Raw genomic sequence first — 24,890 nt, forward strand, 5'->3', positions numbered from 1 at the left:
CCAAGACTTACTTGCGCTTCATCGACAGGAAGAATTCGTCGTTGGTCTTGGTGTCTTTCAGCTTGTCGAGCAGGAACTCGATGGCGGCGATCTCGTCCATCGGGTGCAGCAGCTTGCGCAGGATCCACATGCGCTGCAGCTCGTCGTCGGCAGTCAGCAGCTCTTCGCGGCGGGTACCGGACTTGTTGATGTTGATGGCCGGGAACACGCGCTTCTCGGCGATGCGGCGATCCAGCGGCAGCTCCATGTTGCCGGTGCCCTTGAACTCTTCGTAGATGACTTCATCCATCTTCGAGCCGGTTTCCACCAGCGCGGTGGCGAGGATGGTCAGCGAACCGCCTTCCTCGATGTTGCGCGCGGCACCGAAGAAGCGCTTGGGCTTCTCCAGGGCGTGGGCGTCGACACCACCGGTGAGCACCTTGCCGGAGCTCGGGATCACGGTGTTGTAGGCACGGGCCAGACGGGTGATGGAGTCCAGCAGGATCACCACGTCCTTCTTGTGCTCGACCAGGCGCTTGGCCTTCTCGATCACCATCTCGGCGACCTGCACGTGGCGGGTCGGCGGTTCGTCGAAGGTGGAAGCGACCACTTCGCCGCGCACGGTGCGCTGCATCTCGGTCACTTCTTCCGGGCGCTCGTCGATCAGCAGGACGATCAGGTGGCACTCGGGGTTGTTGCGGGTGATGTTGGCCGCGATGTTCTGCAGCATGATGGTCTTGCCCGCTTTCGGCGGGGCGACGATCAGGCCGCGCTGGCCCTTGCCGATGGGCGCGCAGAGATCGATCACGCGGCCGGTGAGGTCTTCGGTGGAGCCGTTGCCGGCTTCCATCTTCAGGCGCTCATTGGGGAACAGGGGCGTGAGGTTCTCGAACAGGATCTTGTTCTTGGCGTTCTCGGGTCGGTCGTAGTTGATCGAATCGACCTTGAGCAGCGCGAAGTAACGCTCGCCTTCCTTGGGCGGACGAATCTTGCCGACTATGGTGTCGCCGGTCCGCAGGTTGAAGCGGCGGATCTGGCTGGGCGAGACGTAGATGTCGTCCGGGCCGGCCAGGTAGGAGGAGTCGGCGGAGCGCAGGAAGCCGAAGCCGTCCTGGAGAATCTCCAGCACGCCGTCACCGGAGATCTCCTCGCCGCTCTTCGCGTGCTTCTTCAGCAAAGCGAAGATGATGTCCTGCTTGCGCGAACGGGCCATGTTCTCCAGGCCCATGGCATCAGACATTTCCAGAAGTTCGCCAATCGGCTTTTGCTTGAGTTCGGTCAGATTCATAGGAATGACGTAGATAGATATGGAGGAGGGAAAGCGTTTAGCTTTAGAGGCCGCGCCGCAGAGAAGGCGACAGGATCGCTGTGCTTATTCGAATTGGAGTGCATCGGCGACGGCGTGGAGGGCTGCACAGAAATGGCAGCGGTCCCGAATGTAACACCGGCGCTACGGGGAGTCTAGTGCTGTTCCATGAAAAAGCCCCGCACTTGGCGGGGCTTTTTCGTGACGCTGTAAATGCTGCTTCGGCGGCCTGGAAAGACCGCGCGGAATCAGATGTTGGCGTCGAGGAAGGCGGCCAGCTGGGACTTGGACAGGGCGCCTACCTTGGTGGCTTCGACGTTGCCGTTCTTGAACAGCATCAGGGTCGGGATGCCACGCACGCCGTACTTCGGCGGGGTGTCCTGGTTCTCGTCGATGTTCAGCTTGCAGACCTTGAGTTTGCCTTGGTAGTCCTTGGAGATTTCGTCAAGGACAGGTGCAATCATCTTGCACGGACCGCACCACTCAGCCCAGTAGTCGACCAGCACCGCGCCGTCGGCCTTGAGCACGTCCTGCTCGAAGCTGGCATCGGTGACATTGGTGATGAATTCGCTCATGGAAGGATCTCCGTGGTTCGGAAGCAAAAAAGTGGAGCCATCATAGCCCGGCTTTTCCGCGACCGAAAGCAGGGCGCGATTGAGCTTTGCTATGGGAAGCCGGTGCAAAACTCATTGATCGCCCCGCGCGGGGCGCAACAGGCCTCCAGACGGCCCGCCACCGCCGGTTGACGCGCGACTGTCATATCCCACCTATAGTTTGCACAGCCAGCTATCGGCATGAAAAAGCCGTATCCACCCGCCCCCTTGCCGGTCACGCCAACCTGGCACGGACGTACCGCTATTCGCATTGGCGCGACCGGGCAACCGTGGCAGGATTGCGCGGTTCAGCCTCGAGACCCGAAACCATGCCGCAAAAGCCCGCCGAAATTCCGTCCCTGATCGCCGCCATCGACCTCGGCTCGAACAGCTTCCACATGGTGGTGGCCAAGGCCGACCACGGTGAGATCCGCATCCTGGAACGGCTCGGCGACAAGGTGCAATTGGCGGCGGGCCTGGACGAGGCGCGCAATCTCAGCGAAGAGTCCATGCAGCGCGGCATCGATTGCCTGCGCCGTTTCGCCCAGATGATCGCCGGCCTGCCGGAAGGCGCCGTGCGCATCGTCGGCACCAACGCCCTGCGCGAGGCACACAACCGCGCCGAATTCATCCGCCGCGCCGAGGAAGTGCTCGGCCACCCGGTGGAAGTCATCTCCGGCCGCGAGGAAGCGCGCCTGATCTATCTGGGCGTCTCCCACACCCTGCCGGACACCCCCGGCCGCCGCCTGGTGGCGGACATCGGCGGCGGCAGCACCGAATTCATCATCGGCCAGCGCTTCGAGTCGCAGCTGCGGGAAAGCCTGCAGATGGGTTGCGTCAGCTATACCCAGCGCTACTTCCGCGACGGCAAGATCACCCCGGCGCGTTACGCGCAGGCCTATACCGCCGCCCGCCTGGAGCTGATGGGAATCGAGTACAGCCTGCGCCGCCTCGGCTGGCAGGAAGCGGTGGGCGCCTCCGGCACCATCCGCGCCGTGGGCCTGGCGATCCAGGCTGCGGGCCTGGGCAGCGGCGAGATCAACCCGGAAGGCCTGGCCTGGCTCAAGCGCAAGCTGTTCAAGCTGGGGGACGTGGAAAAGCTCGACCTCGACGGCATCAAGCCGGACCGCCGACCGATCTTCCCGGCCGGCCTGGCGATCGCCGAGGCGATCTTCGAGGCCCTCGAACTCAAGCACATGACCCATTCCGAAGGCGCCCTGCGCGAAGGCGTGCTCTACGACCTGCTGGGCCGCCACCACCACGAGGATGTTCGCGAGCGCACCCTCAGCGCGCTGATGGAGCGCTGCCATGTGGACCTGGAACAGGCGGCGCGTGTCGAGGCCAAGGCCCTCTCGGCGCTGGAACAGGTGGCCGACAGCTGGGGCCTGGACGACGACTGGCACCGTGACCTGCTGCTGTGGGGCGCGCGCGTCCACGAGATCGGCATGGACATCGCCCACTACCACTACCACAAGCACGGCGCCTACCTGATCGAGCACTCGGACCTGGCCGGTTTCTCCCGCCAGGACCAACTGATGCTGGCCCTTCTGGTGCGCGGCCATCGCCGCAACATCCCCAAGGACCGCTTCGCCGAGTTCGGCGAGGAAGGCGTGAAGCTGCTGCGCCTGTGCGTGCTGCTGCGCTTCGCCATCCTCTTCCACCATATCCGTGGCACGTCGGCCATGCCCAAGGTGCAGCTCAAGGCGGCCGGCAACAGCCTGGAAGTGCAGTTCCCGAAGGACTGGCTGGAGGCCAACCCGCTGACCCAAGCCGACTTCCAGCAGGAAGTCGACTGGTTGAAACGCATCGACTTCGTCCTCAAGGTGCGCTGAAGCGCGGCCGGGAGCAGTCATCCCGCCAATGAAAAACGGGGCCCGAAGGCCCCGTTCCGCTGTCCGCGATCAGCGTACGCTGACCGGCAGGTTGGTCAGCTTGTCCAGCAAGGTGGCCTGGGCGTTGCGCGAGTTCTGGTTGCCGCTCGGGCTGTTGCGCAGGTAGCGGCCGTCGGGCTGCAGCACCCAGCTCTGGGTGTTGTCGGTGATGTAGGCCTCCAGCTCCTTTTTCACCCGGGTGAGCAACTTCTTGCCTTCCACCGGGAAGCAGGTCTCCACGCGCATGTCGAGGTTGCGCTCCATCCAGTCGGCGCTGGAAAGGTACATCTTCTCGTCGCCGCCATTGAGGAAGTAGTACACCCGGCTGTGCTCGAGGAAACGACCGATGATCGAGCGCACCTGGATGTTGTGCGACACGCCGGGGATACCCGGGCGCAGGCAGCACATGCCGCGCACCACCAGGTCGATGCGCACGCCACCCTGGCTGGCCTTGTACAGCGCGCGGATGACTTTGGGGTCGGTCAGCGCGTTGACCTTGATCATGATGTGCGCCGGCTTGCCTTCGCTGGCGTGCAGGGCTTCGCGGGCGATCATGTCGAGCAGGGTCTTCTTCAGGGTGAAGGGCGCGTGCAGCAACTTCTTCATGCGCAGGGTCTTGCCCATGCCGATGAGCTGGTTGAACAGCTTGTGCAGGTCCTCGCAGAGCGCGTCGTCGGCGGTCAGCATGCTGTAGTCGGTGTACAGCCGCGCGTTGCCGGCATGGTAGTTGCCGGTGCCCAGGTGGGCGTAGCGGCGCAGCTCACCGTTCTCGCGACGCAGGATCAGCATCATCTTGGCGTGGGTCTTGAAGCCCACCACGCCGTAGATCACCACGGCGCCGGCCTGCTGCAGGCGGCTGGCCAGCTGCAGGTTGGACTCCTCGTCGAAGCGCGCCCGCAGCTCGATCACCACGGTGACTTCCTTGCCGTTGCGCGCCGCTTCCACCAGGGAGTCGACGATCTCGGAGTTGGCGCCGGCGCGGTAGAGGGTCTGCTTGATCGCCAGGACGTTGGGGTCCTTGGCGGCCTGGCGCAGGAAGTCCACCACCGGGGTGAAGGACTCGAAGGGGTGCAGCAGCAGGATGTCCTGCTTGCCCACCACGTTGAACAGGTTCTCGGCCTTCTGCAGCAGCTTGGGGATCACCGGCGTGAAGGTCGGGTGCTGCAGCTCCGGGTGGCTTTCCAGGCCGGTGATGCTGAACAGGCGGGTCAGGTTCACCGGGCCGTTGACCTGGTACAGCTCGCTCTCGCCCAGGTTGAACTGCTTGAGCAGGTAGTCCGAGAGATTCTTCGGGCAGGTATCGGCCACTTCCAGGCGCACCGCGTCGCCGTAGCGGCGCGAGAACAGCTCGCCACGCAGGGCGCGGGCCAGGTCGTCGACATCCTCGGTGTCCACCGAAAGATCGGCGTTACGGGTCAGGCGGAACTGGTAGCAGCCCTTCACCTTCATGCCGGGGAACAGGTCGTCGGCGTGGGCGTGGATCATCGAGGAGAGGAACACGAAGTTGTCCCCCGGCCCGCCGATGTCCTCGGGCACGCGAATGACCCGCGGCAGCAGGCGCGGCGCCGGGATGATCGCGAGGCCCGAATCGCGGCCGAAGGCGTCCACGCCTTCCAGCTCGACGATGAAGTTCAGGCTCTTGTTCACCAGCAACGGGAAGGGGTGCGTCGGGTCCAGGCCGATGGGGGTGATGATCGGCGCGATCTCGTCGCGGAAGTAGCGGCGCACCCAGCTCTTGAGCTTGACGTTCCAGTAGCGCCGGCGAATGAAGTTGACCTGATGCTTGGCCAGCTCCGGCAGGAGGATGTCGTTGAGGATGCTGTACTGGCGCGTGACCTGCTCATGCACCAGCTCGCTGATGCGCGCCATGGCCTGATGGGGCAACAGGCCGTCGGCGCCGGCTTGTTCGCGGGCGAAGGTGATCTGCTTCTTCAGGCCGGCGACGCGGATCTCGAAGAATTCGTCGAGGTTGCTGGAGAAGATCAGCAGGAACTTCAGACGTTCGAGCAACGGATAGGACTCATCCAGCGCCTGCTCCAGCACGCGGATATTGAACTGCAACTGGGACAGTTCGCGGTGGATGTACAGGCTGCTGTCATCCAGGCTCGGCACCACCAGGGGTGCAACAACCGGTGCCGCGACCGGCACCGGTGCCGGCACCACTTCGGTGGCGGGCACCTCGGCGGCGGGCGGCTCCACCGGTACCTCGGTGGCTTCCTTCAGGGGTTCGAGCAAAGCGCTGGGATTGAGTCCTTCGGTGTTCATCTGCAGTTCCTGGGGGGAGCTCAGGCTCCCGTCTTGAGCATTTCTGCGGCGCGTACGGCGAAGTAGGTGAGGATGCCATCTGCGCCGGCGCGTTTGAAGGCCACCAGGGATTCCAGGATGACCGCGTCGCTGAGCCAGCCGTTCTGGATGGCCGCCATGTGCATGGCGTACTCACCACTGACCTGGTAGACAAAGGTTGGGACGCGGAATTCATCCTTCACCCGACGAACGATGTCGAGGTAGGGCATGCCCGGCTTGACCATCACCATGTCGGCACCTTCGGCCAGGTCCGCGGCCACTTCATGCAGGGCCTCGTCGCTGTTGGCCGGGTCCATCTGGTAGCTGGCCTTGTTGCCTTTGCCGAGGTTGGCGGCCGAGCCCACCGCGTCACGGAAGGGGCCGTAGTAGGCGCTGGCGTACTTGGCCGAGTAGGCCATGATGCGCACGTTGGGGTAGTCGGCCAGTTCCAGGGCTTCGCGGATGGCCTGGATGCGGCCGTCCATCATGTCCGAGGGGGCCACCACCTGGGCGCCGGCTGCGGCATGGGACAGCGCTTGCTTGACCAGCGCATCGACGGTGATGTCGTTCTGCACATAGCCGCTGTCGTCGAGGATGCCGTCCTGGCCGTGGGTGGTGAAGGGGTCCAGGGCCACGTCGCTGATCACGCCGAGTTCCGGGAAACGCTCACGCAGGGCACGGATGGCGCGCTGGGCGATGCCGTCCGGGTTCCAGGCCTCGGCGCCGTCGAGGGATTTCTTCTCCAGCGGGGTCACCGGGAACAGCGCCAGCGCCGGAATGCCCAGCTCGACCCAGGCTTCTGCTTCCTTGAGCAGCAGGTCGATGGACAGACGCTCGACGCCGGGCATGGAGGGCACGGCTTCGCGACGGTTTTCGCCATCCAGCACGAACACCGGCAGGATCAGGTCGTCGACGGTCAGGACGTTCTCGCGCACCAGGCGCCGGGAGAAATCGTCACGACGGTTGCGGCGCAGACGGGTTGCGGGAAACAGGCGATTGGCGGGGGTAAAGCTCACAGCAGACTCCAGGGCCCGGAACGGACGCAGTGTGACAAATATAAGCGTCGATTATGACCGAATGGTAACAACGCGCGACAGCGACCCGTGGTCGCGTCGACTGGCGTAGCGCCACCTACGACGCAGGTTCGGGCATTGTCCGGGGTCAACCCAATGGCAATCGGCGCGGATCGGAGCTTTTCCCGGGGCGCCATCCCGGTTAGGCTGCGCGCTCATTTCGCTGCGCACCTCGACCATGCTGCAACAATTACTCCAGGACTACGGCTACTTCGCCCTCTTCCTCGGCACCTTCTTCGAGGGCGAGACGATCCTGGTCCTGGCCGGCTTTTTCGCGTTCCGCGGCTACATGGACATCAATGCCGTGGTGGCCACCGCCTTCTTCGGCAGCTACGCCGGCGACCAGCTCTGGTACTACATGGGCCGCCACAAGGGTCGCCAGATCCTCGCCCGCAAGCCGCGCTGGCAGGCCATGGGCGACCGCGCCCTGGACCATATCCGCCGCCATCCCGACCTGTGGGTCCTGAGCTTCCGCTTCGTCTACGGCCTGCGCACCGTGATGCCGGTGGCCATCGGCCTGTCCGGCTACCCGCCGCTGCGCTACCTGATCCTCAACGGCATCGGCGCGCTGATCTGGGCCCTGGCCCTGGGCTTCGCCGCCTATCACTTCGGCGCCGTGCTCGAAGGCATCCTGGGCAACCTCAAGCGCTACGAACTGATGGTCCTGGGTGGCCTGATGATCATCGGCTGCATCCTCTGGCTGAGGCGCCGCCTGCGCAACAACGGCAAGGGCGAGTAAACATCCACGTTCGTAGAACGTGGACTTGTCCCTGAGCTCTTCCTCGCGACGAAACTGACCACCGCGACGTAGCAACGTAGGATGGGTTGAGCCTGCGATACCCATGCTGTTTGTGGAAGCTAAGGACGTGGTTTCCCACGTTCAAATGAATCAGACCGCCAGCGCCGCCTCGCGGCGCGGCAGGCCGAACAGCGCGGCCAGGCTGACCAGGCTGTAGAGTGCCAGCAGCCCCCAGCCCAGCGCATTCATGGGCAGCATCCCCAGCGCGGCGCCCGCCCAGAACACCGGCCAGTTCAGCGCCAGCCGCAACAGCTCCACGGCACGCGCCCAAGGGCGGTTTTCCAGCCAGGCGCCGATCGCGAAGAGCCCGAAGGCCATCCAGCCCCAGGCCAGCAGCAAGCCCCCCAGGGACGCCGTATCGCCGGTGCCCAGCAACCAGGTACCCGCCACCACGTAGCCGGCGAACTGCACCCCGGCATACCACTTCTGTCCCAGGCCCAGGGGCACCTCGAACTTGCAGAAGCGCGACAGGTCCGGCTTGGCCTGTGGATAACGCGCGGCCACATCCGCCGGACGCCAGCCGGTGGGCATGAACCAGATACGCAGCTTGTCCCACCAGGAGGCGGCACGCGCCGCGTCGCGCCAGAGCTGCACGTAGAACTGCAGGTTGGCCCAGATCGGGTTCCAGCTGGCCAGCGGGGTGGTCACGCCGAAGATCACCGGCTCCTCGTCCAGCTCTTCCTGGAAGGTGCCGAACAGCCGGTCCCAGAGGATGAAGACGCCGCCGTAGTTGCGATCCATGTACACCGGGTTCTGTGCGTGGTGGACGCGGTGGTTCGACGGGGTGATGAAGACCCACTCGAACCAGCCGAGCTTGGGCACGTGACGGGTGTGCACCCAGAACTGGTAGAGCAGGTTCAGCGCGCCGACGCTGAGGAACACCAGGGGCGGCACGCCGGCGATCGCCATGGGCAGGTAGAAGATCCAGCCGAAGATGAAGCCGGTGCTGGTCTGGCGCAGGGCGGTGGAGAGGTTGTACTCCTCGCTCTGGTGGTGCACCGAGTGGGCCGCCCAGAGCACGTTGCGCTCATGGCCCAGGCGATGGTTCCAGTAGTAGCAGAAGTCGTAGAAGACGAAGGCGCCCAGCCAGACCCAGAGGCTCTGCGCCGACAGCTCGAAGAGCGCCAGCTGCTGCCAGGCGAAGGTATAGGTGAGCAGCCCGACCACCTTGGTCAACAGGCCGCTGGTGGTCGACAGCACGCCGGCGCTCAGGCTGTTCAGCGCATCGGCGGTGCGGTAGCTGCTCCTGCCACGCCAGCGATCGGCGATCAGCTCGAGGCCGATCAGCAGGAAGAAGAAAGGCACTGCGTAGAGTACGTAATTCATGGGGCAGCCTTGTCGTTATGCTTGTCCGATGACTCGCCGGTGGCGGCGCGCCGCTCGCAGCCCGTTTATCCGGCCTGCTAGGATTGCTCGATAGGATGCTACTCCCGCAGCCGGCCCAACCCCTCGGCATGGCGTGCCAACCCAAGCGGCATATGACGACAGCATGCGAAAACTCCTGAAACCCGTACTGATCGCCCTGCTCCTGCTGACCTGCGCGGCCCTGCTCGGGCTCTACCCCTATCGCGCCGCCCTGCTGCCGCAAACCGCCGACCTGACGGTGGCGGAGCAGCGCCTGGCTCCCCACCTCAGCTTCTTCACCCCACAAGATAGCGGCCCCTTCCCCACCGTGCTGGTGTTCCACGGCTGCAGCGGCCAGAGCCCACTGTTCGTGCGCAACGTCAAATCCTGGCTGTTGCAGGCCGGCTACGCCGTGATGTTCGTCGACAGCCACGCCGCGCGCGGCATCAAGGACTGGCGCCCGGTATGCGACGGCAAGCGCCTGTGGGGCAACGAGCGCGCCATCGACGTCTACGCCGCCCTGGCCGTGGCCCGCGAAAACCCCGCCATCGACGCCACCCGCCTGGCCCTGCTGGGCTACTCCCACGGCGGCTGGACCATTCTCGACGCGCTGTCCTACGACGGCAGTGCCGGCCACGGCTTCCCCGCCACCGGCAAGGATGCGCTGACCGGCGTGCGCGGCGTGATCGCCTACTACCCCTACTGCGGCTTCCCCGCCCACCTGCGCGAGGGACGCGGCCACATCGCACCGGTGCTGATGTTCCTCGGCGGCAAGGACCACATCACCGACCACGAACAATGCCTCGCGGCCCTCGACAGCCTCGACGGCGCCCGCCTGGAGCTGGTGCAGTACGGCGACGCCGACCATGTCTTCGACCAGCGAAGTGACCTGAATACCTACCAACCCGGGCCGGCCGAGGATGCCCAACGGCGCGCCCTGGCATTCCTGCACGAAAACCTCGGGCCGGCCCAATGAACTGGAGATGTCCATGACCAAGAAAGTTGCCGTGATCCTGTCCGGCTGTGGCGTATATGACGGCGCGGAGATCCACGAGAGTGTGATCACCCTGCTGCGCCTGGACCAGCGCGGTGCCAAGGTCCAGTGCTTCGCGCCGAACATCGCGCAGCACCACGTGATCAACCACACCACCGGCGAAGAGATGCCGGAAAGCCGCAACGTGCTGGTGGAATCGGCGCGCATCGCCCGTGGCGAGATCCTCGACGTGCGTGAACTGGCCGCCGCCGATTTCGACGCGCTGATCGTCCCCGGCGGTTTCGGCGCGGCGAAGAACCTCTCCGACTTCGCCATCAGCGGTGCCAACTGCACCGTGCAGCCCGACGTGCTGGCCGCCGCCCGCGCCTTCGCCGCAGCCGGCAAGCCGGTTGGCCTGATCTGCATCGCCCCGGCCCTGGCCGCCAAGATCTATGGCGAAGGCGTGACCTGCACCATCGGCAACGATGCCGGCACCGCCGCCGCCCTGGCAGAAATGGGTGCCGCCCATGTGGAGTGCGTGGTGGGTGAAATAGTCGAAGACGAGAAGCGCAAGCTGGTGACCACCCCGGCCTACATGCTGGCGCAATCGATCAGCGAAGCCGCCGGCGGCATCTACAAGCTGGTGGACCGGGTACTGGAACTGACCCACTGATGCCCCTGGGCGGGCGGCGCCAGCCGCCCGCTGCGTGTCGATCAGGACAATCCACCCGACTCTCCCGCCGTCCCCCTGGCACTCGGGCCATTTCTCCGGCAGCGTCACTGCATCGATGCTCCCAGGAGGCGCCATGAGCCAGACCGATTTCGTCCTCACCCCCGAACTGCAGCAGGCCGTCGCCAGCTTCTTCGAACGCATTCCCTTCAACCGCGTGCTCGGCATCCAGCTCGGTGAGATGAGCACGGAGCAGGTGGTGATGCACCTGCCCATGAAGGACGAACTGGTGGGCAACTTCGTCCACGGCATCCTTCACGGCGGGGTGATTTCCAGCCTGCTGGACGTGGTGGGCGGCGCGATGGCGCTGATCGGCGCCTTCGAGCGCCACCAACACTTATCCACAAGCGAACGCATGACGCGGCTGTCCAAGCTCGGCACCATCGACCTGCGCATCGACTACCTGCGCCCCGGTCGTGGCCAGCACTTCACCGCCACCGCCGTCCTGTTGCGCTCGGGCAACAAGGTGGCCGTGGTGCGCTCGGAACTCCACGCCGACGACGGCACCCTGGTGGCCGTCGGTACCGGCACCTACCTCTGCGGCTGAGCCGCCTCAGCCCCGACTCAAGCGGGTGAGCAAGCGGTCCAGGGCATTGGCGAAGGCCTGCCGCTCGCGCTCGCCATAGGCCGCCTGGCCGCCGCCCACCTGGCCCTGCTCACGCAGGTCGGTGAACAGGTTGCGCACCGCCAGGCGCTCGCCCATGTTGCGCTCGTCGAACTCGTTGCCCCGTGGGTCGAGGGCCGCGACCCCCTTCTTCACCAGGCGGTCGGCCAGGGGCACGTCGCTGCAGATCACCAGTTCGCCGGGCACGGCGTGCTCCACCAGGTAGTCGTCGGCCGCGTCCGGGCCGCTGGGGACCACCACCAGGCGCACGCAGGCGAAGGCCGGCTTGACCTGGCTTTGCCCGGCCACCAGCACCACCTCGAACTTGCGCTTCAAGGCGAACTTGATCACCTGGTCCTTGGCCGCCCGGGGGCAGGCGTCGGCATCGATCCAGACACGCATGGCGCTGGCCTCCTGATAAGAAAAAGGGCGAGGAGTCTACACCCCTCGCCCCGTTTTCAGGCCTGCGCCGAACTGCGTTCGCGCAGCCAACTGCGGCCGTAGAGCAAGGCGATAGCCAGCAGTGCCAGGGCCTGGGCCGACAGCGTGTAGGCATCGGGGTGGATGCCCAGCCAATCGAACTCGACGAAGGGTACCGGGCGGGTGCCGATCACGCCGGCTTCCTGCAGCGCGGCCACGCCATGGCCGGCGAACACCACCGACAGGGCGCAGAGCAGGATGGCGTTGGCAGTGAAGAAGGTGCCCAGGGGCAGCCTCGCCGAGCCGCGCAGGATGACCCAGGCCAGGCCCACCAGCAGCACCAGTGCCGTCACCGCGCCGGCGATGACCATGCTGTGGCCGGCGGGGCCTGCCTGCAGCCAGAGGGTCTCGTAGAACAGGATGACTTCGAACAGCTCGCGGTACACCGAGAAGAACGCCAGGGTGGCGAAGCCGAAGCGGCCGCTGCTGCTGATCAGGTGATCCTTGATGTAGCTCTGCCAGGCGGCGGCGTGGCGGCGGTCGTGCATCCACACGCCGAGCCAGAGCACCATCACGCAGGCGAACAGCGCGGTGAAGCCTTCCATCAGCTCGCGCTGGGCGCCACCGACATCGATCAGGTAGGCAGCCACCGCCCAGGTGGCGAAACCGGCGACTATCGCCAGGCCCCAGCCGACGTGGACGCCGCGTACAGCATGCTCCTGGCCGGTCTTGCGCAGGAAGGCGAGGATCGCCGCCAGCACCAGGATCGCTTCCAGGCCTTCGCGCAGCAGGATCAGCAGGCTGGAGATGAAGCTCAGCGAGCCGCTCAGTCCATCGCTGCCCAGCAGGTCGGCCGACTTGTCCAGCTCGACCTTGGCCTGCTCCAGCAGCTGCGCCGCCTTGGCCACCGGCTGGCGGTCCTGCAGGGCCTGCCGATAGGCCATCAGCGAGCGCTCGGTGGTCTTGCGCTGCGCGGCGTCGAGGTTGTCGAGGGAGCTTTCGACCAGCTCGAAGCCTTCGAGGTAGGCGGCCACGGAGAGGTCGTAGGCCTGGTCCGCGTCGCCATCACGGTAGGCCTTGAGGCTCTGCTCCAGGGTGGCGCGGGTATGCCCGATCAGCTCCTTCGGCCCGCGCTGCTGGATCGGCGGCTGGGCGCGCTGGGCGCGGAACAGCGCCTGGGTGGCGGCGCCCTGGCTGGCACCGACCTCTTCCGGGGTGCGGCCGGCCAGCTCGCCGAGCGAGATGGGCTCGCCCTTCACCGCGGGGTCGGCGCTGAAGCCGGCGATGTAGCTGGCCAGGTCCCAGCGCTGGCGATCATCCAGCTGGTCGGCGAAGGCCGGCATATCGGTGCCTTCGACGCCCAGGCCAAGAGTGTTGTAGAGGTCGTAGAGGCTCATGCGGTCCATCCGCGCCTGGTCGCGCAGGTTGGCCGGTGGCGGCTCCAGGCCCATGCCGGCAGGGCCGTCGCCGGCGCCGGCGTCGCCGTGGCAGACGCTGCAATGCTGGGCATAGAGCGGTGCGCCACGGGCGGGATCAGGGGTGATGAGGGGGGCCTGGCTGACCTCGTAGGTCGCCGCCAGCCGGGTGGCCAGCTGGCGCGCCTGGCGGGCCACGCTGGCACCGTCCTGCTTGGCTTCGACCGCCTGGTGCAGGCTGGCGACGCCGGCCTCCAGGTCTTTCTGGCCGTCGCGAGCAGGCAGGGCGACGATCAGGCCCTGCAGCGCGCCGAGGAATTCGATCTGTTCACGGTACTCGCTGGTGTCGACGACCTTGCCGTCGACCACGGTGGCCGGGTAATCCGCGCCGATGTAACTGAGCAGGTGCAGCGCCTGGGCGGCGCCTTCGGCCGGGTCGGCCAGCAGATTGAAACTGCAGAGCGCGATCAGCGGCATGAAAAGCCAGCTGAGCAATCTGGGAATGGGGAACATGAGTCAATCTCAAATGAGAATGGGGAAACGAATTGTTACCTTACTAACGATTCAGCTCAACCCCAGATGACTCCCCGGCGTGCGGCAGCTTGCCTCACACCTTGGCTGCAAGCCCCGTGGGAACTGGGCTGCAGCCGAAACGTAAATTACCTGTGAAGGACCGCGCGAAGCGGATTTCCGACGGGAAGAACCCCGCCGACGATCACACCGGCGCGCGACGCACCGTGGCCAGAAGCGCGGCGGCACCGACGAACAGGGCGGCGAAGCTGCGGTTCATCACCCGCTGCTGACGCGGGGTGCGCAGCAGGCGCAGGACTCGGGCGGCCAGGCCGGTGTAGCCCGCCATGACGATGAGGTCGACGGTGATCATGGTCACGCCCATCACCAGGTATTGCTCCACCAGGGGCGCATGGGGATCGATGAACTGCGGCAGCACGGCGAGCATGAAGACGATCGCCTTGGGGTTGCTGAAGTTCACCAGGAAGCCGCGCAGCACCAGGGTCAGCGGCCGGCCGATGGGGCGCACGGCGGAATCGCTGGCCATGTCGCTGGGCAACGCCCGCCATTGCTTGACCGCGAGGTAGACCAGGTAGACCACGCCGAACCACTTGATCAGGCTGAAGGCAACGGCGGAGGTGGCCAGGATGGCGCCGACGCCGGCCGCGACGATGGCGATCTGCAGGGCCAGGCCGATCTGCAGGCCGAGGGCATTCCAGTAGCCACGCAGGAAACCGTACTGCAGGCCGGAAGACATGGAGGCGATGGCACCGGCACCCGGCGAGAGACTGATCACCCAGCAGGCAACCAGGAAAGCGAGCCAGGTCTGGAGCGCCATGGCAGATACCTCGGAAACGAAAAGGGGCGGGCCGCAGAGCCTACGCCTTAGTCCACGCGCTGCAAAGTACGGTCAGCGCCAGCGGCGCACGGGCTTCTGGAAGAACAGGCTGTTGGGCACCTGCACCAGCGCGCCATGGTTGCCTTCGACGGTGTCTTCGAGGGTGGTGTAGAACAGGTTGATGGCGATGACCCGGCCTTTCACACCCGGCTTGTCGGCGCTTTCCACCACCTCGACCAGGTCGCCGATGCGGAAGGACCCGAGGGAGAGGATCAGCACCGCGCAGAACATGTTGGAGAGCACGCTCCAGATGGCGAAGAAGGCCACCGCCGCCACGGCGGCGAAGCCGGTCAACGCGGCCCAGAGCACTTCGGCCGAGACGCCGAAGCGCTCCAGCACCAACATGAGGGCACTGCCGAGGATCATCCAGCGCAGCAGGCCGCGCAGGGGCAGCAGCAGCTCCGGGGGCAGCTGTGGATAGTGCCTGCCGAGACGCGTGATGCCACGGGTGACGATGCGCTGGACGACCCAGGCGAGCACCACGATGAGCAACAGCTGGCCTGCGCGGATCAGCGGTCCGCTCCAGGCGGTCAACAGCTCCAGGCTTTCCATCAGTCCGCGGCCTCCAGTTGCCGTTGCAGCTCCTCCAGGGTTTCCAGGGCCACCAGCCAGGCTTCTTCCAGCTCCGCCTCACGGCCTTTCAGGCGCGCCTGCTCGGCCAGCAGGTCGCGCAGCTCGTCCTTGCGCGCCGCCTCGTAGAGGGCGGAGTCGCCCAGGCGCTCCTCGATGGCGGCCAGCTGTTCGTGGACCTTGCCGAGGTCCTTCTCCAGCTTGTCGGCTTCCTTCTTGTGCGGGGCGAGTTGCTGGCGCAGCGCGGCGGCGGCCTGGCGCTGGGCACGCTTGTCGGTCTTGTCGGGATTGACCGCTGCGCTGGCCACCGGGGCCTGCCGCGCGCGGAAGTCCACCAGCCAGCGGGCGTAGTCGTCGAGGTCGCCGTCGAAGTCCTGCACGCGGCCGTCGGCCACCAGGAGGAATTCGTCGGTGGTGCTTTTCAGCAGGTGACGATCGTGGGACACCACCAGCACGGCACCGGCGAAGTCCTGCAGGGCCATGGTCAGCGCCAGGCGCATTTCCAGGTCGAGGTGGTTGGTCGGTTCGTCCAGCAGCAGCAGGTTGGGCTTCTGCCAGGCAATCAGCGCCAGGGCCAGGCGAGCCTTCTCGCCACCGGAGAAATTGGTCGCCGCCTCGTCGCAGCGATCGCCACGGAAGTCGAAGCCGCCGAGGAAGTCGCGCAGGGTCTGCTCGCGCTCGCCGGGCGCGATGCGCTGCAGGTGCAGCAGCGGGCTGGCCTTGGCGTCCAGGGCGTCCAGCTGGTGCTGGGCGAAGTAGCCGATGGCCAGGTTCTCACCGCGCGCAAGGCGCCCGCCGAGGGGATCGAGATCGCCGGAAAGGGTCTTGATCAGGGTCGACTTGCCGGCGCCGTTGGGGCCAAGCAGGCCGATCCGGGCGCCCGGGACCAACTGCAACTTGACCTGCTGCAGCACGGCCTTGTCGCCATAGCCGAGGCGGCCTTCGGACAGGTCCAGCAGCGGGCTGGAAACCTTGTCGGACTCGCGGAAGCTGAAGTCGAATGGAGAATCCACATGGGCCGGAGCCAATTCCTCGAGGCGCTCGAGCGCCTTGATGCGGCTCTGGGCCTGGCGTGCCTTGGTCGCCTGCGCCTTGAAGCGAGCGATGTACTTTTCCATGTGCGCACGCTGCGCCTGCTGTTTCTCGAAAGCCTGCTGCTGCTGCGCCAGGCGCTCGGCACGGGTGCGCTCGAAGGCCGAATAGCCTCCGCGGTAGAGCGTCAGCTTCTGCTGTTCGAGGTGCGCAATGTTGTCCACCACCGAATCGAGGAAGTCGCGGTCGTGGGAGATCAGCAACAGGGTGCCCGGATAACCCTTGAGCCAGTCTTCGAGCCAGAGGATGGCGTCGAGGTCGAGGTGGTTGGTGGGCTCGTCGAGCAGCAACAGCTCCGACGGGCACATCAATGCCTGGGCGAGGTTGAGGCGCATCCGCCAGCCACCGGAGAAGTCGCCGACGCGGCGGTCCATCTGCTCCGAGGTGAACCCGAGGCCGGCCAGCAGCTTGCGCGCACGGGCATCGGCCGTATAGCCATCGGCGCTGTCCAGCTCGATGTGCAGGCGGGCGATGGCCGTGCCGTCGTGGCCCGCCTCGGCGGCGGCCAGATCGCGCTGTACCTGGCGCAGGTGCTGGTCGCCGTCGAGCACGTAGTCCACGGCCAGGCGCTCGAGGTTGTCCACCTCCTGACGCATGTGGGCGATACGCCAGTTGGCGGGCAGCAGGCAGTCGCCGGCGTCCGGCCCCAGCTCGCCCCGCAGGAGGGCGAACAGGCTGGATTTGCCGGCGCCGTTGGCGCCGATGAGACCGACCTTCTGGCCGGCGTGCAGGGTCAGTTCAGCGCCTTCTAGCAGGCGCTGCGGACCACGCTGTAGAGTGAGATTTTGCAGTCGAATCATGATGGCGGCGGAGTTTATCAGCTTCGCCGTCCCGTCGCCCGAGGAGCACCATGCCTTCAGACCTGTGGACCTTCGCTGTGCACCTCTACGGCCTTCCCGGCGTTGAGCCGGCCTGCCTGCGCCTGCAGGATCAGGGGGCGGATGTCTGCCTGCTGCTAACCGGTTGCTGGCTGGGGCGGCGTGGCGTGGCCTTCGATTCCACGCGCCTGGACAGCCTACGCGCCGTCTGCGATCCCTGGCAGGAACAGGTGGTCGGCCCGCTGCGTGCGCTACGCCAGAACTGGCGCGTGCAGGCGCAGGGCGACCAGGCACTGGCCGGGTTGCGGGAGCAGATCAAGGCACTGGAACTGGAAGCCGAGCGCAAGCTGCTTGCGCGGCTTGAAGGCGCTGCCGACGGCTGGCCGGGGGGAGCTGGAGCGCAGGTCGAGGCCTGGCTGCAGGGCTGCTGCCCTGGGCTGGAAGAAACAGGCCGCGACGCGCTGGATCTGGTGCGCGACGCGGCCCTGGCGCTTTAGTTCGACGGCGAAGTCGGCGAAGCACCATTGCTGCTGGTCGGCGCCACGCTGGCAACCGGGGTCGCGGCGGCCGGGACGGCAGGCGCGACGGGAGCAGGCTTGGCGGCAGCGGCCGGAGCGGCAGGCTTGGCGGCGGGAGCGGGTTTCGCCGCAGCGGCCGGTTTCGCAGCAGGCTTGGCAGCAGGCTTAGCCGCAGCGGGCTTGGCGGCCGGTTTTGCGGCGGGCTTGGCTGCTGCAGGCTTGGCGGCGGCAGCGGGCTTCGCGGCGGGTTTAGCAGCAGGCTTGGCGGCGGGCTTGGCTGCCGGTTTCGCGGCAACGGCCTTGGCGGCGGCCGGCTTGGCAGCGGCAGCGGGTTTCGCAGCAGCAGCAGCGGGTTTGGCGGGCGCTTTGGCAGCCGGCTTCGCGGCGGGCTTGGCTGCGGGTTTGGCAGCTGCACGAGCGGCAGGTTTGGCGGCCGGTTTCGCAGCGGCGGTTTTCACGGCCGGTTTGGCAGCAGGCTTGGCTGCGGGTTTAGCGGCAGCGGCCTTGGCGACAGGCTTGGCAGCAGCTCTTGCGGCAGGCTTCGCGGCAACCTTGGCAGCAGGTTTAGCAGCGGGCTTGGCAGCAGCGGCTTTTGCCACCGGCTTGGCGGCGGGCTTCGCTGCAGGCTTGGCAGCCGGCTTCGCGGCGACCTTCGCGGCAGCGGGTTTGGCTGCGCGGGAGGCCAGGGCCTTGTTTGCCGCTTCACGCACCTTGCCGACCCCCTGGGCGAGCTTCAGGCTCTCCTGGGAATCACGCTTGAGCTGGGCGATGTAGCTGCGGGTTTCGGCCTGGCGATTCTTCAGGGTTTCCAGCAGGCCCTCGAGCTCGCCGATGCTGGCCTTGGCCTTGGCTTGCGCCTTGGCTTTGCCGGCCTTCGCCGCATCCTGCAACTTGGTGTGCGCGGCATGCAGTTTTTCCTGGGCTTTACCGCGCTGCTTTTCCAGTTTGGTCAGCAGCTTTTCAGCGTCGACCGAAGCTTGGGCGCAGGCGTTTTCGAGGTGCTCGAGCAGGCTGTGGGAAAGCTGTTGCAACAGGTGAAGCGGGGTGCTTACGGGCTTCTTCTTGGCCGACATGGTATGCCTCCTGGCGGGCGTTATTTGGCCCATACTAGTCGCCTGTTTCGCGAGTCGCCAGAGGCCGTGCAATTCCGCCCGCCCGGGCCTTGCGACTGATCGTCGACGGATGCTTGCGCCAATGGAATCCGGACCTGCTGTCGCGAGGTCCTGCAACCCCACTCGTGTCGACGGCTTGGCAACGCCAGGAAGGCTCTGGAATCAGGGTCTCAGCGGGACAGTGAGACCCATGGCTCCAGCACGGGAGGACAGGATCAGGCCGGTTGCGGAGCCTGTCCCTGGTGGGCGTTGTGCAGCACTTCGATCAGGCAGTCTTCCAGCTCGAAGCGTTCGTGAAGCAGCTGCCCGAGTTGCTTGAGCTCGGTGGTCAGGCAGATGTCACGGCAGTCGCCGTTGTCGCAGCGGTCGTTGAACGCCAGGGCGACTTCGGTGATGGCTTCGATACGTGGATAGATTTGCTTGGCGAGGTCGAGGCCGCGTTGGTCACCAAACGCTTTCGCCTCGTTGAGCAGTTGCTCGTAGACCTCGAAATGCCCTGCGGAAACGTAATCCAGCAGGACCTCACAAAACCTTTGCAGTGCTTCCGCATTGGCGCTGGGGGCCTGGGGCTTGTCGCTCAGCGAGCCATAGACGCGGACCAGCTCCTGGCGTTCCTGCAACCAGCGGTCGATCAACTGGTGCACGCCACCCCAACGTTCCTGAGCGTTCTGGCAACTTTCGAGCATGGTGACGACCTCACTTCCCTAATTCGGTAATGCCGTTATACGTCTGCTCCGAGACGGTTTTTTGTCGACCGGTGCAAGATTCTGGGAAGGCGCCGCCAAAACGGCAATATTCCGGCGGCGCGTGCGGGCCAGATTATGCCCGCCAGGCAGTGCCATCAAGGCGCTGGCGGGAAAAAATTCATACGAGCGTTTAATCGACAGGCCGCGGCCCATCAGGCCGGCGTTCTGGGTCTGCGCGACGAATTGGCGCAGTGGGAATGGTCGCGCAAAGGCGGGAGATAGGACGGGAGATGTTGGAGCGAGGGCGCATGGCGTGCCATGCGCCCAAGGGGGATCAGGTGCGGCGCAGCAGCTGGTAGAGCGAGAACAGGATGCAGCCGGCGAAGGCCAGCAGGCTCCACTCCGGGATGCTCATGCCGAACAGGGTCCAGGTCACCGCGGCGCAGTCGGCGGTGCCATGCAGCATGGTCTTGAGGATCTGCATCCAGGGCCAGGCTTCCATCATGAAATCGAAGCTGGGCAGGCACGCCGGCAACTGGTCGGCCGGAACGCTCTGCAGCCAGATCTGGCGGCCGGCGAAGCCCGCGCCACCAGCGGCGAACAGCAGCGCGAAGAAGGCGTACACGCGGCGCCCGGTGCGCTCGGGGCCATGCAGTGCAGCGATCAGGCAGACGATGCCGAAGGCGATGATGAACACGCGCTGGACGATGCACAGCGGGCAGGGTTCGAGACCCAGAGCATGCTCGAGGTAAAGCGCACCACCCATGATGGCGACGCAACCGAGGAAGGCGAGCAGGAAAAGCGAACGCGGGCTTGCCAGGGACATGGCGGCTCCGTTGGGTTATCGGAAAGGGCGCTACGGTAGTGGAAAGCGCGTTGGCCTTTCAAGGCGACCTACCAGGCAAGGGCAGGTTGCCCATCCGGATTTCAGGGCCACGTGTCGGCTGATTACACCAGCCTGGCCGCCCGCCCGGGCCCGTTGGCCGGCAGTGATGCACCACTACATCACACAAAAATCCAGCTCTTTGCCCGGTACCGTTCAGGCGATTCCTACACCAGCGCGACATGGCGTCGCAGCGACCCGGACCTCACCGGGCCGCGCGCTTTCAGGCGATCTTCTCAGCTGGCAGGGGCAAGGCCGGCAGGCGCTGATCGAGCAGGCCCAGGCCTTCCTGGAACAACTGGTTGCTGCGCTCCACTTCACCCAGCTGCGCCAGCAGGCGCGCCAGCTCGGCGCAGGTTTCCGAATCGCGACGGAAGCTCAGGCTGGTCTCGAAATACTCCCGCGCCTTGCCCCAGAGCCGATTGCGCAGGCACAGACGGCCCAGGGTGAGCAGCAGCGAGGCATCGCTCGGATGCTCCTTCAACCAGCCTTCTGCGGTCTGCAGCTGGCGGGCCGGATCACGGCCACGGAGCAGGCCGTAGAGGCGCACAAGGTCATCGTCGTAGCTGCGCTTGATCGCGCCGCGCACGGCCTCCTCGGCCTCCTCTTCGGCCCCCAGCCGGCGTAGTTGCTCGGCGAATGCCAGCACCAGCGCGGGCTCATTGCGCTGGGCACTGGAGAGCTGCTGCCAGGCACGGGTCAGCGGCTGCAGAGCGGTTTCGCCCTGGTCCAAGCCCTCCTCTCCCGCCTGGTGCAGGCGGGCGCTCCAGGCACGCAGCTCCAGCTCGGCCAAGCGAGCTTCCGGTAATGCCTTGTGCTTGCGCAGGTCCGGCAGCAAGCCCACCAGCGCTGCCCAGTCGCCCCGCACTTCGTGCAGGTGCAGCAACTGGCGCAGCACCTGGTGATGGCGCGGATGGCGCTGGTGCACGGCGTTGAGGGTTTCCAGCGCCGCCGCCGAATCACCACGATCCAGTTGCAGCTCGGCATGGGCCAGGGCGATGGCCAGTTCGGCCTGGGGCTGGCGCTCCAGGGCACGTTCCAGCAATTGCTCGGCCTCTTCGGTCTGGCCGATCTTCTGCGCGGCGCGGGCAGCGCCCAGGTAGTAGATCAGCGGCTGCGGATCGCCTTCGGCGGCCCGTTTCAGATGGCGCAGGGCACGGGCCCAGCGGCCTTCGGCAAGGTCCAGCAGGCCCTGCTCGGAGGCCAGCCGCGCACGGCGTCGGGCGTTGCGTCGAGACCACGGATTGACCACGCCACCGGATGCCACCACCAGACGCAGCACGTAGCGCAGGACGATGAACAACAGCCAGAGCACCACCAGCAACGCCAGGGTGGCCCAGAGGGTGGATTCGTAGCGGAAGCCCTTGTAGGCCACCAGCACGTAGCCCTTGTGCTGGGCCACCTGCATACCGACGAGGGTGGCGATCGCGCCGATCACCAGCAGGATCAGCAGGACCTTGAGGAAGCGCTTCATTGACCGGCCTCCTTGGCCGGCTCGGAAGCCTCCGGCGCCTCATTGGCGGTGTCGCCGCCACCCGCGTTCGGATTGCGCTGCAGGTAGGCCTGCAACGCAGCCAGTGCCGGTGCGAGGTCGGGGGTCTGGACCTCGACGCGCTGGCCGGCCAGTTCGTCCAGGCGCGCCAGCAGGGCGCGGCTATCGGGGTTCTCCTCGTTGAAGTGCCCCTGGATGACTTCACGGGCCTGGCGCAGGGACTGCTGGTAGACCTGGGTCTGGCCATGCAACGCGCCCCACTGCGCCTGCTCCAGCGCCAGCGACAGGGCGAGCCGCACCTGGGACAGGCTCTGTCCGGACAGCAGCGGCTTGATGTCCTGGCTGGCATCCAGCTGGATGCGGAAGTAGTGCGAGAGTTCTTCCAGCCACTCGGACCAGCGGCTGCGGCCGTCGCCTTCGGCGGCCATGTCCATCAGCACACCGCCCTTGTCCTCGAAGGCCGGCACCAGTGGATTGAGCTGGGCCGCCTGCTCGCGCAAGGCGCCGAGTTGCAGGAACAGCCCGGTGCGATCCGGTTGCTCGGTGCTGCGCAGGGCCACCAGGCCTTTCGCCAGCTGTTCACGGGCGGCGTACGCGGCGGGGTCATCCTGCTCGCGGAGAATCTCGTCGGCGGCCTGCACCAGCGCCGTGGCGCTGTGGATATCCTGCAGCGCCGACAGGCGCAGGCTGGCCAGGCGCAGCAGGTGCTCGGCCTCCGCCAGGCGCCAGTCCTTGCGGCTGGCGCCGAGGATGGTTTCCAGGCGTTGGCGCATCTGCTGCTGATCGCCCTGCAGGTCCATCAGCAGGCGGCGGCGCTCATCCAGCTCGGCGGCGCTGGGCAACGCCTCCAGGCGCTGGGTCAGTTGTTGCTCGCGCTGGGCCAGGGCGCGGGTCTGGCCACGGGCATCCTCGACCATGCTGAGCTGTTGCTGGTCACGGGCTTCCAGGCTGCGCACCTGCCAGAGGCCCCAGCCCCCCACGGCGACCCCGGCGGCGCCGAGCAGCAGGGCGAGCAGGGCCAGGCCGTTGCCTCGCGGTGCGGACCCGGTACTGGCGCTTGCAGGGGCGACGGGTTCGGCGGAGTCGGTGTGTTGCTCTTGCTTGGGGGCTTCTGCTTCGCTCACGTATCCATCCTTCGAATCAGGGGGCCGGCGCCGGGTGCTGCTCGAGCGCCGCCAACAAGGCCGTGGTACTGGCGCCACGGCAATCCACAACATTGCTCGCGCCCGCCTCGGCGGCCTGCTCGGCCACCCGCGGGCTGGGTACGAACAGGGTAAGACGGGCCAGTTCGGGCCAGGCATCGCCGGCCAGGCGCTGGAGGTTTTCCAGGCCCTGGCCACTGCTGACCACCAGGCCATTCAGGCGTTCCGAGGCGACCCGCTGCACCAGGGTTCCCGCCGGATAGTCCGGCAGGCAGCGCCGATAGAGTTCCAGATAGTCGACCGTCACGCCTTGAGCGCGCAAGCGCTCGGCGAGGAAATCCCGACCACCTTCGCCACGCATGATCAGTACCCTGGGCTCTGCCGTGGCCAGGGCCTCGGCCAGCCGCGGCAGGGCCAGCAGGGCCTCGCTGTCGTCGCCGACCTCCGGCCAGGAAGTCGGCAAACCACGGTCTTCGAGCAGGCTTCCGGTGGCGGCGCCGACACTGAACCAATGCTGCGCCGCCGGCGGTTGCGGCCAGTAGCGGTCGAGCAGTTGCAGGCCCAGGCGCGCGGCCGGCTTGCTCACCACCACGATGGCGCAGTAGCGGTCGAGCTCCGCGATCAGGCCGCGCTGCTCGGGGGTTTCTTCCAAGGGTTCGATGGCCAGCAGCGGCAGGCTGCTGCTGAACACCTGTTGCTCGGCCAGGGCCGCAGCCACGGCCTGGCACTCATCCAGGGGCCGCGTCAGCAGCAACCGCCAGTTCGTCACGGGTGACCGGCCTCGCCGTAGACCACCTTGAGGATGTCGCCGGCGCCCAGCTCCAGCAGTTCGTCGGCCACCTTGACACCCAGGGCCTCGGCATCGGCCACCGCGGCGCGGGCTTCGGCGCGCAGCAGCTGGCCGCCGTCGGGCTGACCAACCAGGCCGCGCAGCCAGAGCTGCTCGCCTTCGAGCACCGCGTAGCAGGCGATGGGTACCTGGCAGCCACCGTTCAGGTGCTTGTTCAGGGCACGCTCGGCGGTGACGCGTACGGCGGTATCCCGGTGGTGCAACGGCGCCAGCAGCGCATGGATCTCGCTGTCGGCGCTGCGGCACTCGATGCCCACGGCACCCTGGCCACCGGCCGGCAGGCTGTCCTCGACGCTGATGGAGGAGCGGATGCGATCTTCGAAACCGAGGCGGATCAGGCCGGCGGCGGCGAGGATGATGGCGTCGTATTCACCGGCGTCCAGCTTGGCCAGTCGGGTGTTCACGTTGCCGCGCAGGAACTGGATCTTGAGATCCGGCCGGCGCGCCAGCAACTGGGCCTGGCGACGCAGGCTGGAGGTGCCGACCACGCTGCCGGCGGGCAGCGCGTCGAGGCTGTCGAAGCGATTGGAGACGAAGGCATCGCGCGGGTCTTCGCGCTCGCAGATGCAGTACAGGCCGAGGCCCTCGGGGAAGTCCATGGGCACGTCCTTCATGGAGTGCACGGCGATGTCGGCCTCGTTTTCCAGCAGGGCGGTTTCCAGCTCCTTCACGAACAGGCCCTTGCCGCCGATCTTCGCCAGGGGCGCGTCGAGCAGCTTGTCACCTTTGCTGACCATCGGCACCAGGCTGACCTTGAGGCCGGGGTGGGCCTCCTCGAGCCGGGCTTTGACGAATTCGGCCTGCCACAGGGCCAGGGCACTCTTGCGGGTGGCAATGCGGATCTCGCGGGACATGATCACTTCCGGAAACGTTAATGCCCGGAATAATAACAGGCCCGCGCACTGCAAGGGCGCGGGCGCTTGTCGCGC

The 24,890-nt window shown here is 66.5% G+C and carries 23 protein-coding genes; 6 read left to right on the forward strand and 17 right to left on the reverse strand.

What is annotated here, in order from left to right; all coding sequences use genetic code 11:
• Positions 1 to 7 precede the first annotated feature (7 nt).
• Together rho and trxA are read right to left on the reverse strand one after the other, a co-directional pair.
• A complete protein-coding gene (gene rho, locus PCA10_RS27200; protein ID WP_016495310.1) occupies positions 8 to 1,267 on the reverse strand; it encodes a transcription termination factor Rho in 1,260 nt (419 codons plus the stop codon).
• 266 nt (positions 1,268 to 1,533) lie between these two features.
• A complete protein-coding gene (gene trxA / locus PCA10_RS27205; RefSeq protein ID WP_016495311.1) occupies positions 1,534 to 1,860 on the reverse strand; it encodes a thioredoxin TrxA in 327 nt (108 codons plus the stop codon).
• 347 nt (positions 1,861 to 2,207) lie between these two features.
• On the opposite strand from trxA, the gene ppx reads away from it, so the two are divergent.
• Entirely contained in the window at positions 2,208 to 3,710 is a 1,503-nt protein-coding gene (gene ppx / locus PCA10_RS27210) for an exopolyphosphatase (RefSeq protein ID WP_016495312.1), read from the forward strand.
• Between the two features lie 69 nt (positions 3,711 to 3,779).
• Here ppx and ppk1 read toward each other — a convergent pair whose 3' ends face one another.
• Both ppk1 and hemB read right to left on the reverse strand, forming a co-directional pair.
• Positions 3,780 to 6,014, reverse strand: coding sequence for a polyphosphate kinase 1 (ppk1, locus tag PCA10_RS27215; protein WP_016495313.1), 2,235 nt, complete (start codon positions 6,012 to 6,014; stop codon positions 3,780 to 3,782).
• A 20-nt stretch (positions 6,015 to 6,034) separates the two neighbouring features.
• Positions 6,035 to 7,048: a porphobilinogen synthase gene (gene hemB / locus PCA10_RS27220; RefSeq protein WP_016495314.1), complete on the reverse strand. Its 1,014-nt coding sequence runs from the start codon at positions 7,046 to 7,048 to the stop codon at positions 6,035 to 6,037.
• Between the two features lie 235 nt (positions 7,049 to 7,283).
• On the opposite strand from hemB, the gene PCA10_RS27225 reads away from it, so the two are divergent.
• Complete coding sequence (locus tag PCA10_RS27225) at positions 7,284 to 7,844, forward strand: DedA family protein (protein WP_016495315.1); 561 nt, start codon at positions 7,284 to 7,286, stop codon at positions 7,842 to 7,844.
• 150 nt (positions 7,845 to 7,994) lie between these two features.
• Here the strand turns inward: PCA10_RS27225 and PCA10_RS27230 are convergent, their stop codons facing one another.
• The gene (locus PCA10_RS27230; protein ID WP_016495316.1) at positions 7,995 to 9,230 is read right to left on the reverse strand and encodes a sterol desaturase family protein; all 1,236 of its coding nucleotides are present in this window, start codon (positions 9,228 to 9,230) and stop codon (positions 7,995 to 7,997) included.
• A gap of 163 nt (positions 9,231 to 9,393) precedes the next feature.
• Between PCA10_RS27230 and PCA10_RS27235 the strand changes: the two genes are divergently transcribed.
• The 3 genes from PCA10_RS27235 to PCA10_RS27245 all read left to right on the forward strand — a co-directional run bounded on the left by PCA10_RS27235 (position 9,394) and on the right by PCA10_RS27245 (position 11,498).
• Positions 9,394 to 10,224 carry a dienelactone hydrolase family protein gene (locus PCA10_RS27235; protein WP_016495317.1) on the forward strand — a complete coding sequence of 277 codons (831 nt, stop codon included), beginning with the start codon at positions 9,394 to 9,396 and terminating at the stop codon, positions 10,222 to 10,224.
• Positions 10,225 to 10,237: 13 nt separating this feature from the next.
• Positions 10,238 to 10,894 (forward strand): isoprenoid biosynthesis glyoxalase ElbB, encoded by a 657-nt coding sequence (gene elbB, locus PCA10_RS27240; protein ID WP_016495318.1) that lies wholly within the window; start codon positions 10,238 to 10,240, stop codon positions 10,892 to 10,894.
• Positions 10,895 to 11,027: 133 nt separating this feature from the next.
• Entirely contained in the window at positions 11,028 to 11,498 is a 471-nt protein-coding gene (locus tag PCA10_RS27245) for a thioesterase family protein (RefSeq protein ID WP_016495319.1), read from the forward strand.
• Between the two features lie 6 nt (positions 11,499 to 11,504).
• Here the strand turns inward: PCA10_RS27245 and PCA10_RS27250 are convergent, their stop codons facing one another.
• The 5 genes from PCA10_RS27250 to PCA10_RS27270 all read right to left on the reverse strand — a co-directional run bounded on the left by PCA10_RS27250 (position 11,505) and on the right by PCA10_RS27270 (position 17,260).
• Positions 11,505 to 11,957, reverse strand: a complete 453-nt coding sequence (locus PCA10_RS27250; protein ID WP_016495320.1) for a YaiI/YqxD family protein — start codon at positions 11,955 to 11,957, stop codon at positions 11,505 to 11,507.
• A 56-nt stretch (positions 11,958 to 12,013) separates the two neighbouring features.
• Complete coding sequence (locus PCA10_RS27255) at positions 12,014 to 13,903, reverse strand: FTR1 family protein (protein WP_016495321.1); 1,890 nt, start codon at positions 13,901 to 13,903, stop codon at positions 12,014 to 12,016.
• Between the two features lie 202 nt (positions 13,904 to 14,105).
• Entirely contained in the window at positions 14,106 to 14,738 is a 633-nt protein-coding gene (rhtB, locus tag PCA10_RS27260; RefSeq protein WP_016495322.1) for a homoserine/homoserine lactone efflux protein, read from the reverse strand.
• Positions 14,739 to 14,810: 72 nt separating this feature from the next.
• On the reverse strand, positions 14,811 to 15,350 hold the full coding sequence (locus tag PCA10_RS27265; protein ID WP_016495323.1) for a mechanosensitive ion channel family protein: 540 nt from the start codon (positions 15,348 to 15,350) through the stop codon (positions 14,811 to 14,813).
• Positions 15,350 to 17,260, reverse strand: a complete 1,911-nt coding sequence (locus PCA10_RS27270) for an ATP-binding cassette domain-containing protein (protein WP_016495324.1) — start codon at positions 17,258 to 17,260, stop codon at positions 15,350 to 15,352. The genes PCA10_RS27265 and PCA10_RS27270 overlap by 1 nt, the downstream gene beginning before the upstream one ends.
• Before the next feature lie 50 nt (positions 17,261 to 17,310).
• Between PCA10_RS27270 and PCA10_RS27275 the strand changes: the two genes are divergently transcribed.
• Entirely contained in the window at positions 17,311 to 17,775 is a 465-nt protein-coding gene (locus tag PCA10_RS27275) for a TIGR02444 family protein (RefSeq protein WP_016495325.1), read from the forward strand.
• Here the strand turns inward: PCA10_RS27275 and PCA10_RS27280 are convergent.
• The 7 genes from PCA10_RS27280 to hemC form a co-directional block, all read right to left on the reverse strand.
• Positions 17,772 to 18,869 carry an AlgP family protein gene (locus PCA10_RS27280; RefSeq protein WP_016495326.1) on the reverse strand — a complete coding sequence of 366 codons (1,098 nt, stop codon included), beginning with the start codon at positions 18,867 to 18,869 and terminating at the stop codon, positions 17,772 to 17,774. The two genes, PCA10_RS27275 and PCA10_RS27280, sit on opposite strands and share 4 nt — an antisense overlap.
• Before the next feature lie 254 nt (positions 18,870 to 19,123).
• Complete coding sequence (locus PCA10_RS27285; RefSeq protein WP_016495327.1) at positions 19,124 to 19,594, reverse strand: Rsd/AlgQ family anti-sigma factor; 471 nt, start codon at positions 19,592 to 19,594, stop codon at positions 19,124 to 19,126.
• Between the two features lie 334 nt (positions 19,595 to 19,928).
• The gene (locus tag PCA10_RS27290; RefSeq protein WP_016495328.1) at positions 19,929 to 20,420 is read right to left on the reverse strand and encodes a disulfide bond formation protein B; all 492 of its coding nucleotides are present in this window, start codon (positions 20,418 to 20,420) and stop codon (positions 19,929 to 19,931) included.
• A 280-nt stretch (positions 20,421 to 20,700) separates the two neighbouring features.
• Complete coding sequence (locus PCA10_RS27295) at positions 20,701 to 21,951, reverse strand: heme biosynthesis HemY N-terminal domain-containing protein (protein ID WP_016495329.1); 1,251 nt, start codon at positions 21,949 to 21,951, stop codon at positions 20,701 to 20,703.
• Positions 21,948 to 23,093, reverse strand: coding sequence for a uroporphyrinogen-III C-methyltransferase (locus tag PCA10_RS27300; protein ID WP_016495330.1), 1,146 nt, complete (start codon positions 23,091 to 23,093; stop codon positions 21,948 to 21,950). The genes PCA10_RS27295 and PCA10_RS27300 overlap by 4 nt, the downstream gene beginning before the upstream one ends.
• Before the next feature lie 16 nt (positions 23,094 to 23,109).
• On the reverse strand, positions 23,110 to 23,880 hold the full coding sequence (locus PCA10_RS27305) for a uroporphyrinogen-III synthase (protein ID WP_016495331.1): 771 nt from the start codon (positions 23,878 to 23,880) through the stop codon (positions 23,110 to 23,112).
• Positions 23,877 to 24,818, reverse strand: coding sequence for a hydroxymethylbilane synthase (gene hemC, locus PCA10_RS27310; protein ID WP_162472281.1), 942 nt, complete (start codon positions 24,816 to 24,818; stop codon positions 23,877 to 23,879). Before hemC ends, PCA10_RS27305 begins: the two co-directional genes overlap by 4 nt.
• Between the last annotated feature and the right edge of the window lie 72 nt (positions 24,819 to 24,890).

It is taken from the genome of Pseudomonas resinovorans NBRC 106553 (genome assembly GCF_000412695.1).
GTDB lineage: Bacteria > Pseudomonadota > Gammaproteobacteria > Pseudomonadales > Pseudomonadaceae > Metapseudomonas > Metapseudomonas resinovorans_A.

Bases quoted from the DNA above. Each gene is read 5' to 3' on its own strand.
- trxA (WP_016495311.1), bottom strand. From the start codon at position 1,860: ATGAGCGAATTCATCACCAATGTCACCGATGCCAGCTTCGAGCAGGAC.
- PCA10_RS27295 (WP_016495329.1), bottom strand. From the start codon at position 21,951: ATGAAGCGCTTCCTCAAGGTCCTGCTGATCCTGCTGGTGATCGGCGCG.
- PCA10_RS27270 (WP_016495324.1), bottom strand. From the start codon at position 17,260: ATGATTCGACTGCAAAATCTCACTCTACAGCGTGGTCCGCAGCGCCTG.
- PCA10_RS27275 (WP_016495325.1), top strand. From the start codon at position 17,311: ATGCCTTCAGACCTGTGGACCTTCGCTGTGCACCTCTACGGCCTTCCC.
- PCA10_RS27265 (WP_016495323.1), bottom strand. From the start codon at position 15,350: ATGGAAAGCCTGGAGCTGTTGACCGCCTGGAGCGGACCGCTGATCCGC.
- PCA10_RS27235 (WP_016495317.1), top strand. From the start codon at position 9,394: ATGCGAAAACTCCTGAAACCCGTACTGATCGCCCTGCTCCTGCTGACC.
- PCA10_RS27285 (WP_016495327.1), bottom strand. From the start codon at position 19,594: ATGCTCGAAAGTTGCCAGAACGCTCAGGAACGTTGGGGTGGCGTGCAC.
- ppx (WP_016495312.1), top strand. From the start codon at position 2,208: ATGCCGCAAAAGCCCGCCGAAATTCCGTCCCTGATCGCCGCCATCGAC.
- PCA10_RS27250 (WP_016495320.1), bottom strand. From the start codon at position 11,957: ATGCGTGTCTGGATCGATGCCGACGCCTGCCCCCGGGCGGCCAAGGAC.
- PCA10_RS27290 (WP_016495328.1), bottom strand. From the start codon at position 20,420: ATGTCCCTGGCAAGCCCGCGTTCGCTTTTCCTGCTCGCCTTCCTCGGT.
- PCA10_RS27280 (WP_016495326.1), bottom strand. From the start codon at position 18,869: ATGTCGGCCAAGAAGAAGCCCGTAAGCACCCCGCTTCACCTGTTGCAA.
- ppk1 (WP_016495313.1), bottom strand. From the start codon at position 6,014: ATGAACACCGAAGGACTCAATCCCAGCGCTTTGCTCGAACCCCTGAAG.
- elbB (WP_016495318.1), top strand. From the start codon at position 10,238: ATGACCAAGAAAGTTGCCGTGATCCTGTCCGGCTGTGGCGTATATGAC.
- PCA10_RS27245 (WP_016495319.1), top strand. From the start codon at position 11,028: ATGAGCCAGACCGATTTCGTCCTCACCCCCGAACTGCAGCAGGCCGTC.
- PCA10_RS27225 (WP_016495315.1), top strand. From the start codon at position 7,284: ATGCTGCAACAATTACTCCAGGACTACGGCTACTTCGCCCTCTTCCTC.
- PCA10_RS27230 (WP_016495316.1), bottom strand. From the start codon at position 9,230: ATGAATTACGTACTCTACGCAGTGCCTTTCTTCTTCCTGCTGATCGGC.
- rho (WP_016495310.1), bottom strand. From the start codon at position 1,267: ATGAATCTGACCGAACTCAAGCAAAAGCCGATTGGCGAACTTCTGGAA.
- rhtB (WP_016495322.1), bottom strand. From the start codon at position 14,738: ATGGCGCTCCAGACCTGGCTCGCTTTCCTGGTTGCCTGCTGGGTGATC.
- PCA10_RS27255 (WP_016495321.1), bottom strand. From the start codon at position 13,903: ATGTTCCCCATTCCCAGATTGCTCAGCTGGCTTTTCATGCCGCTGATC.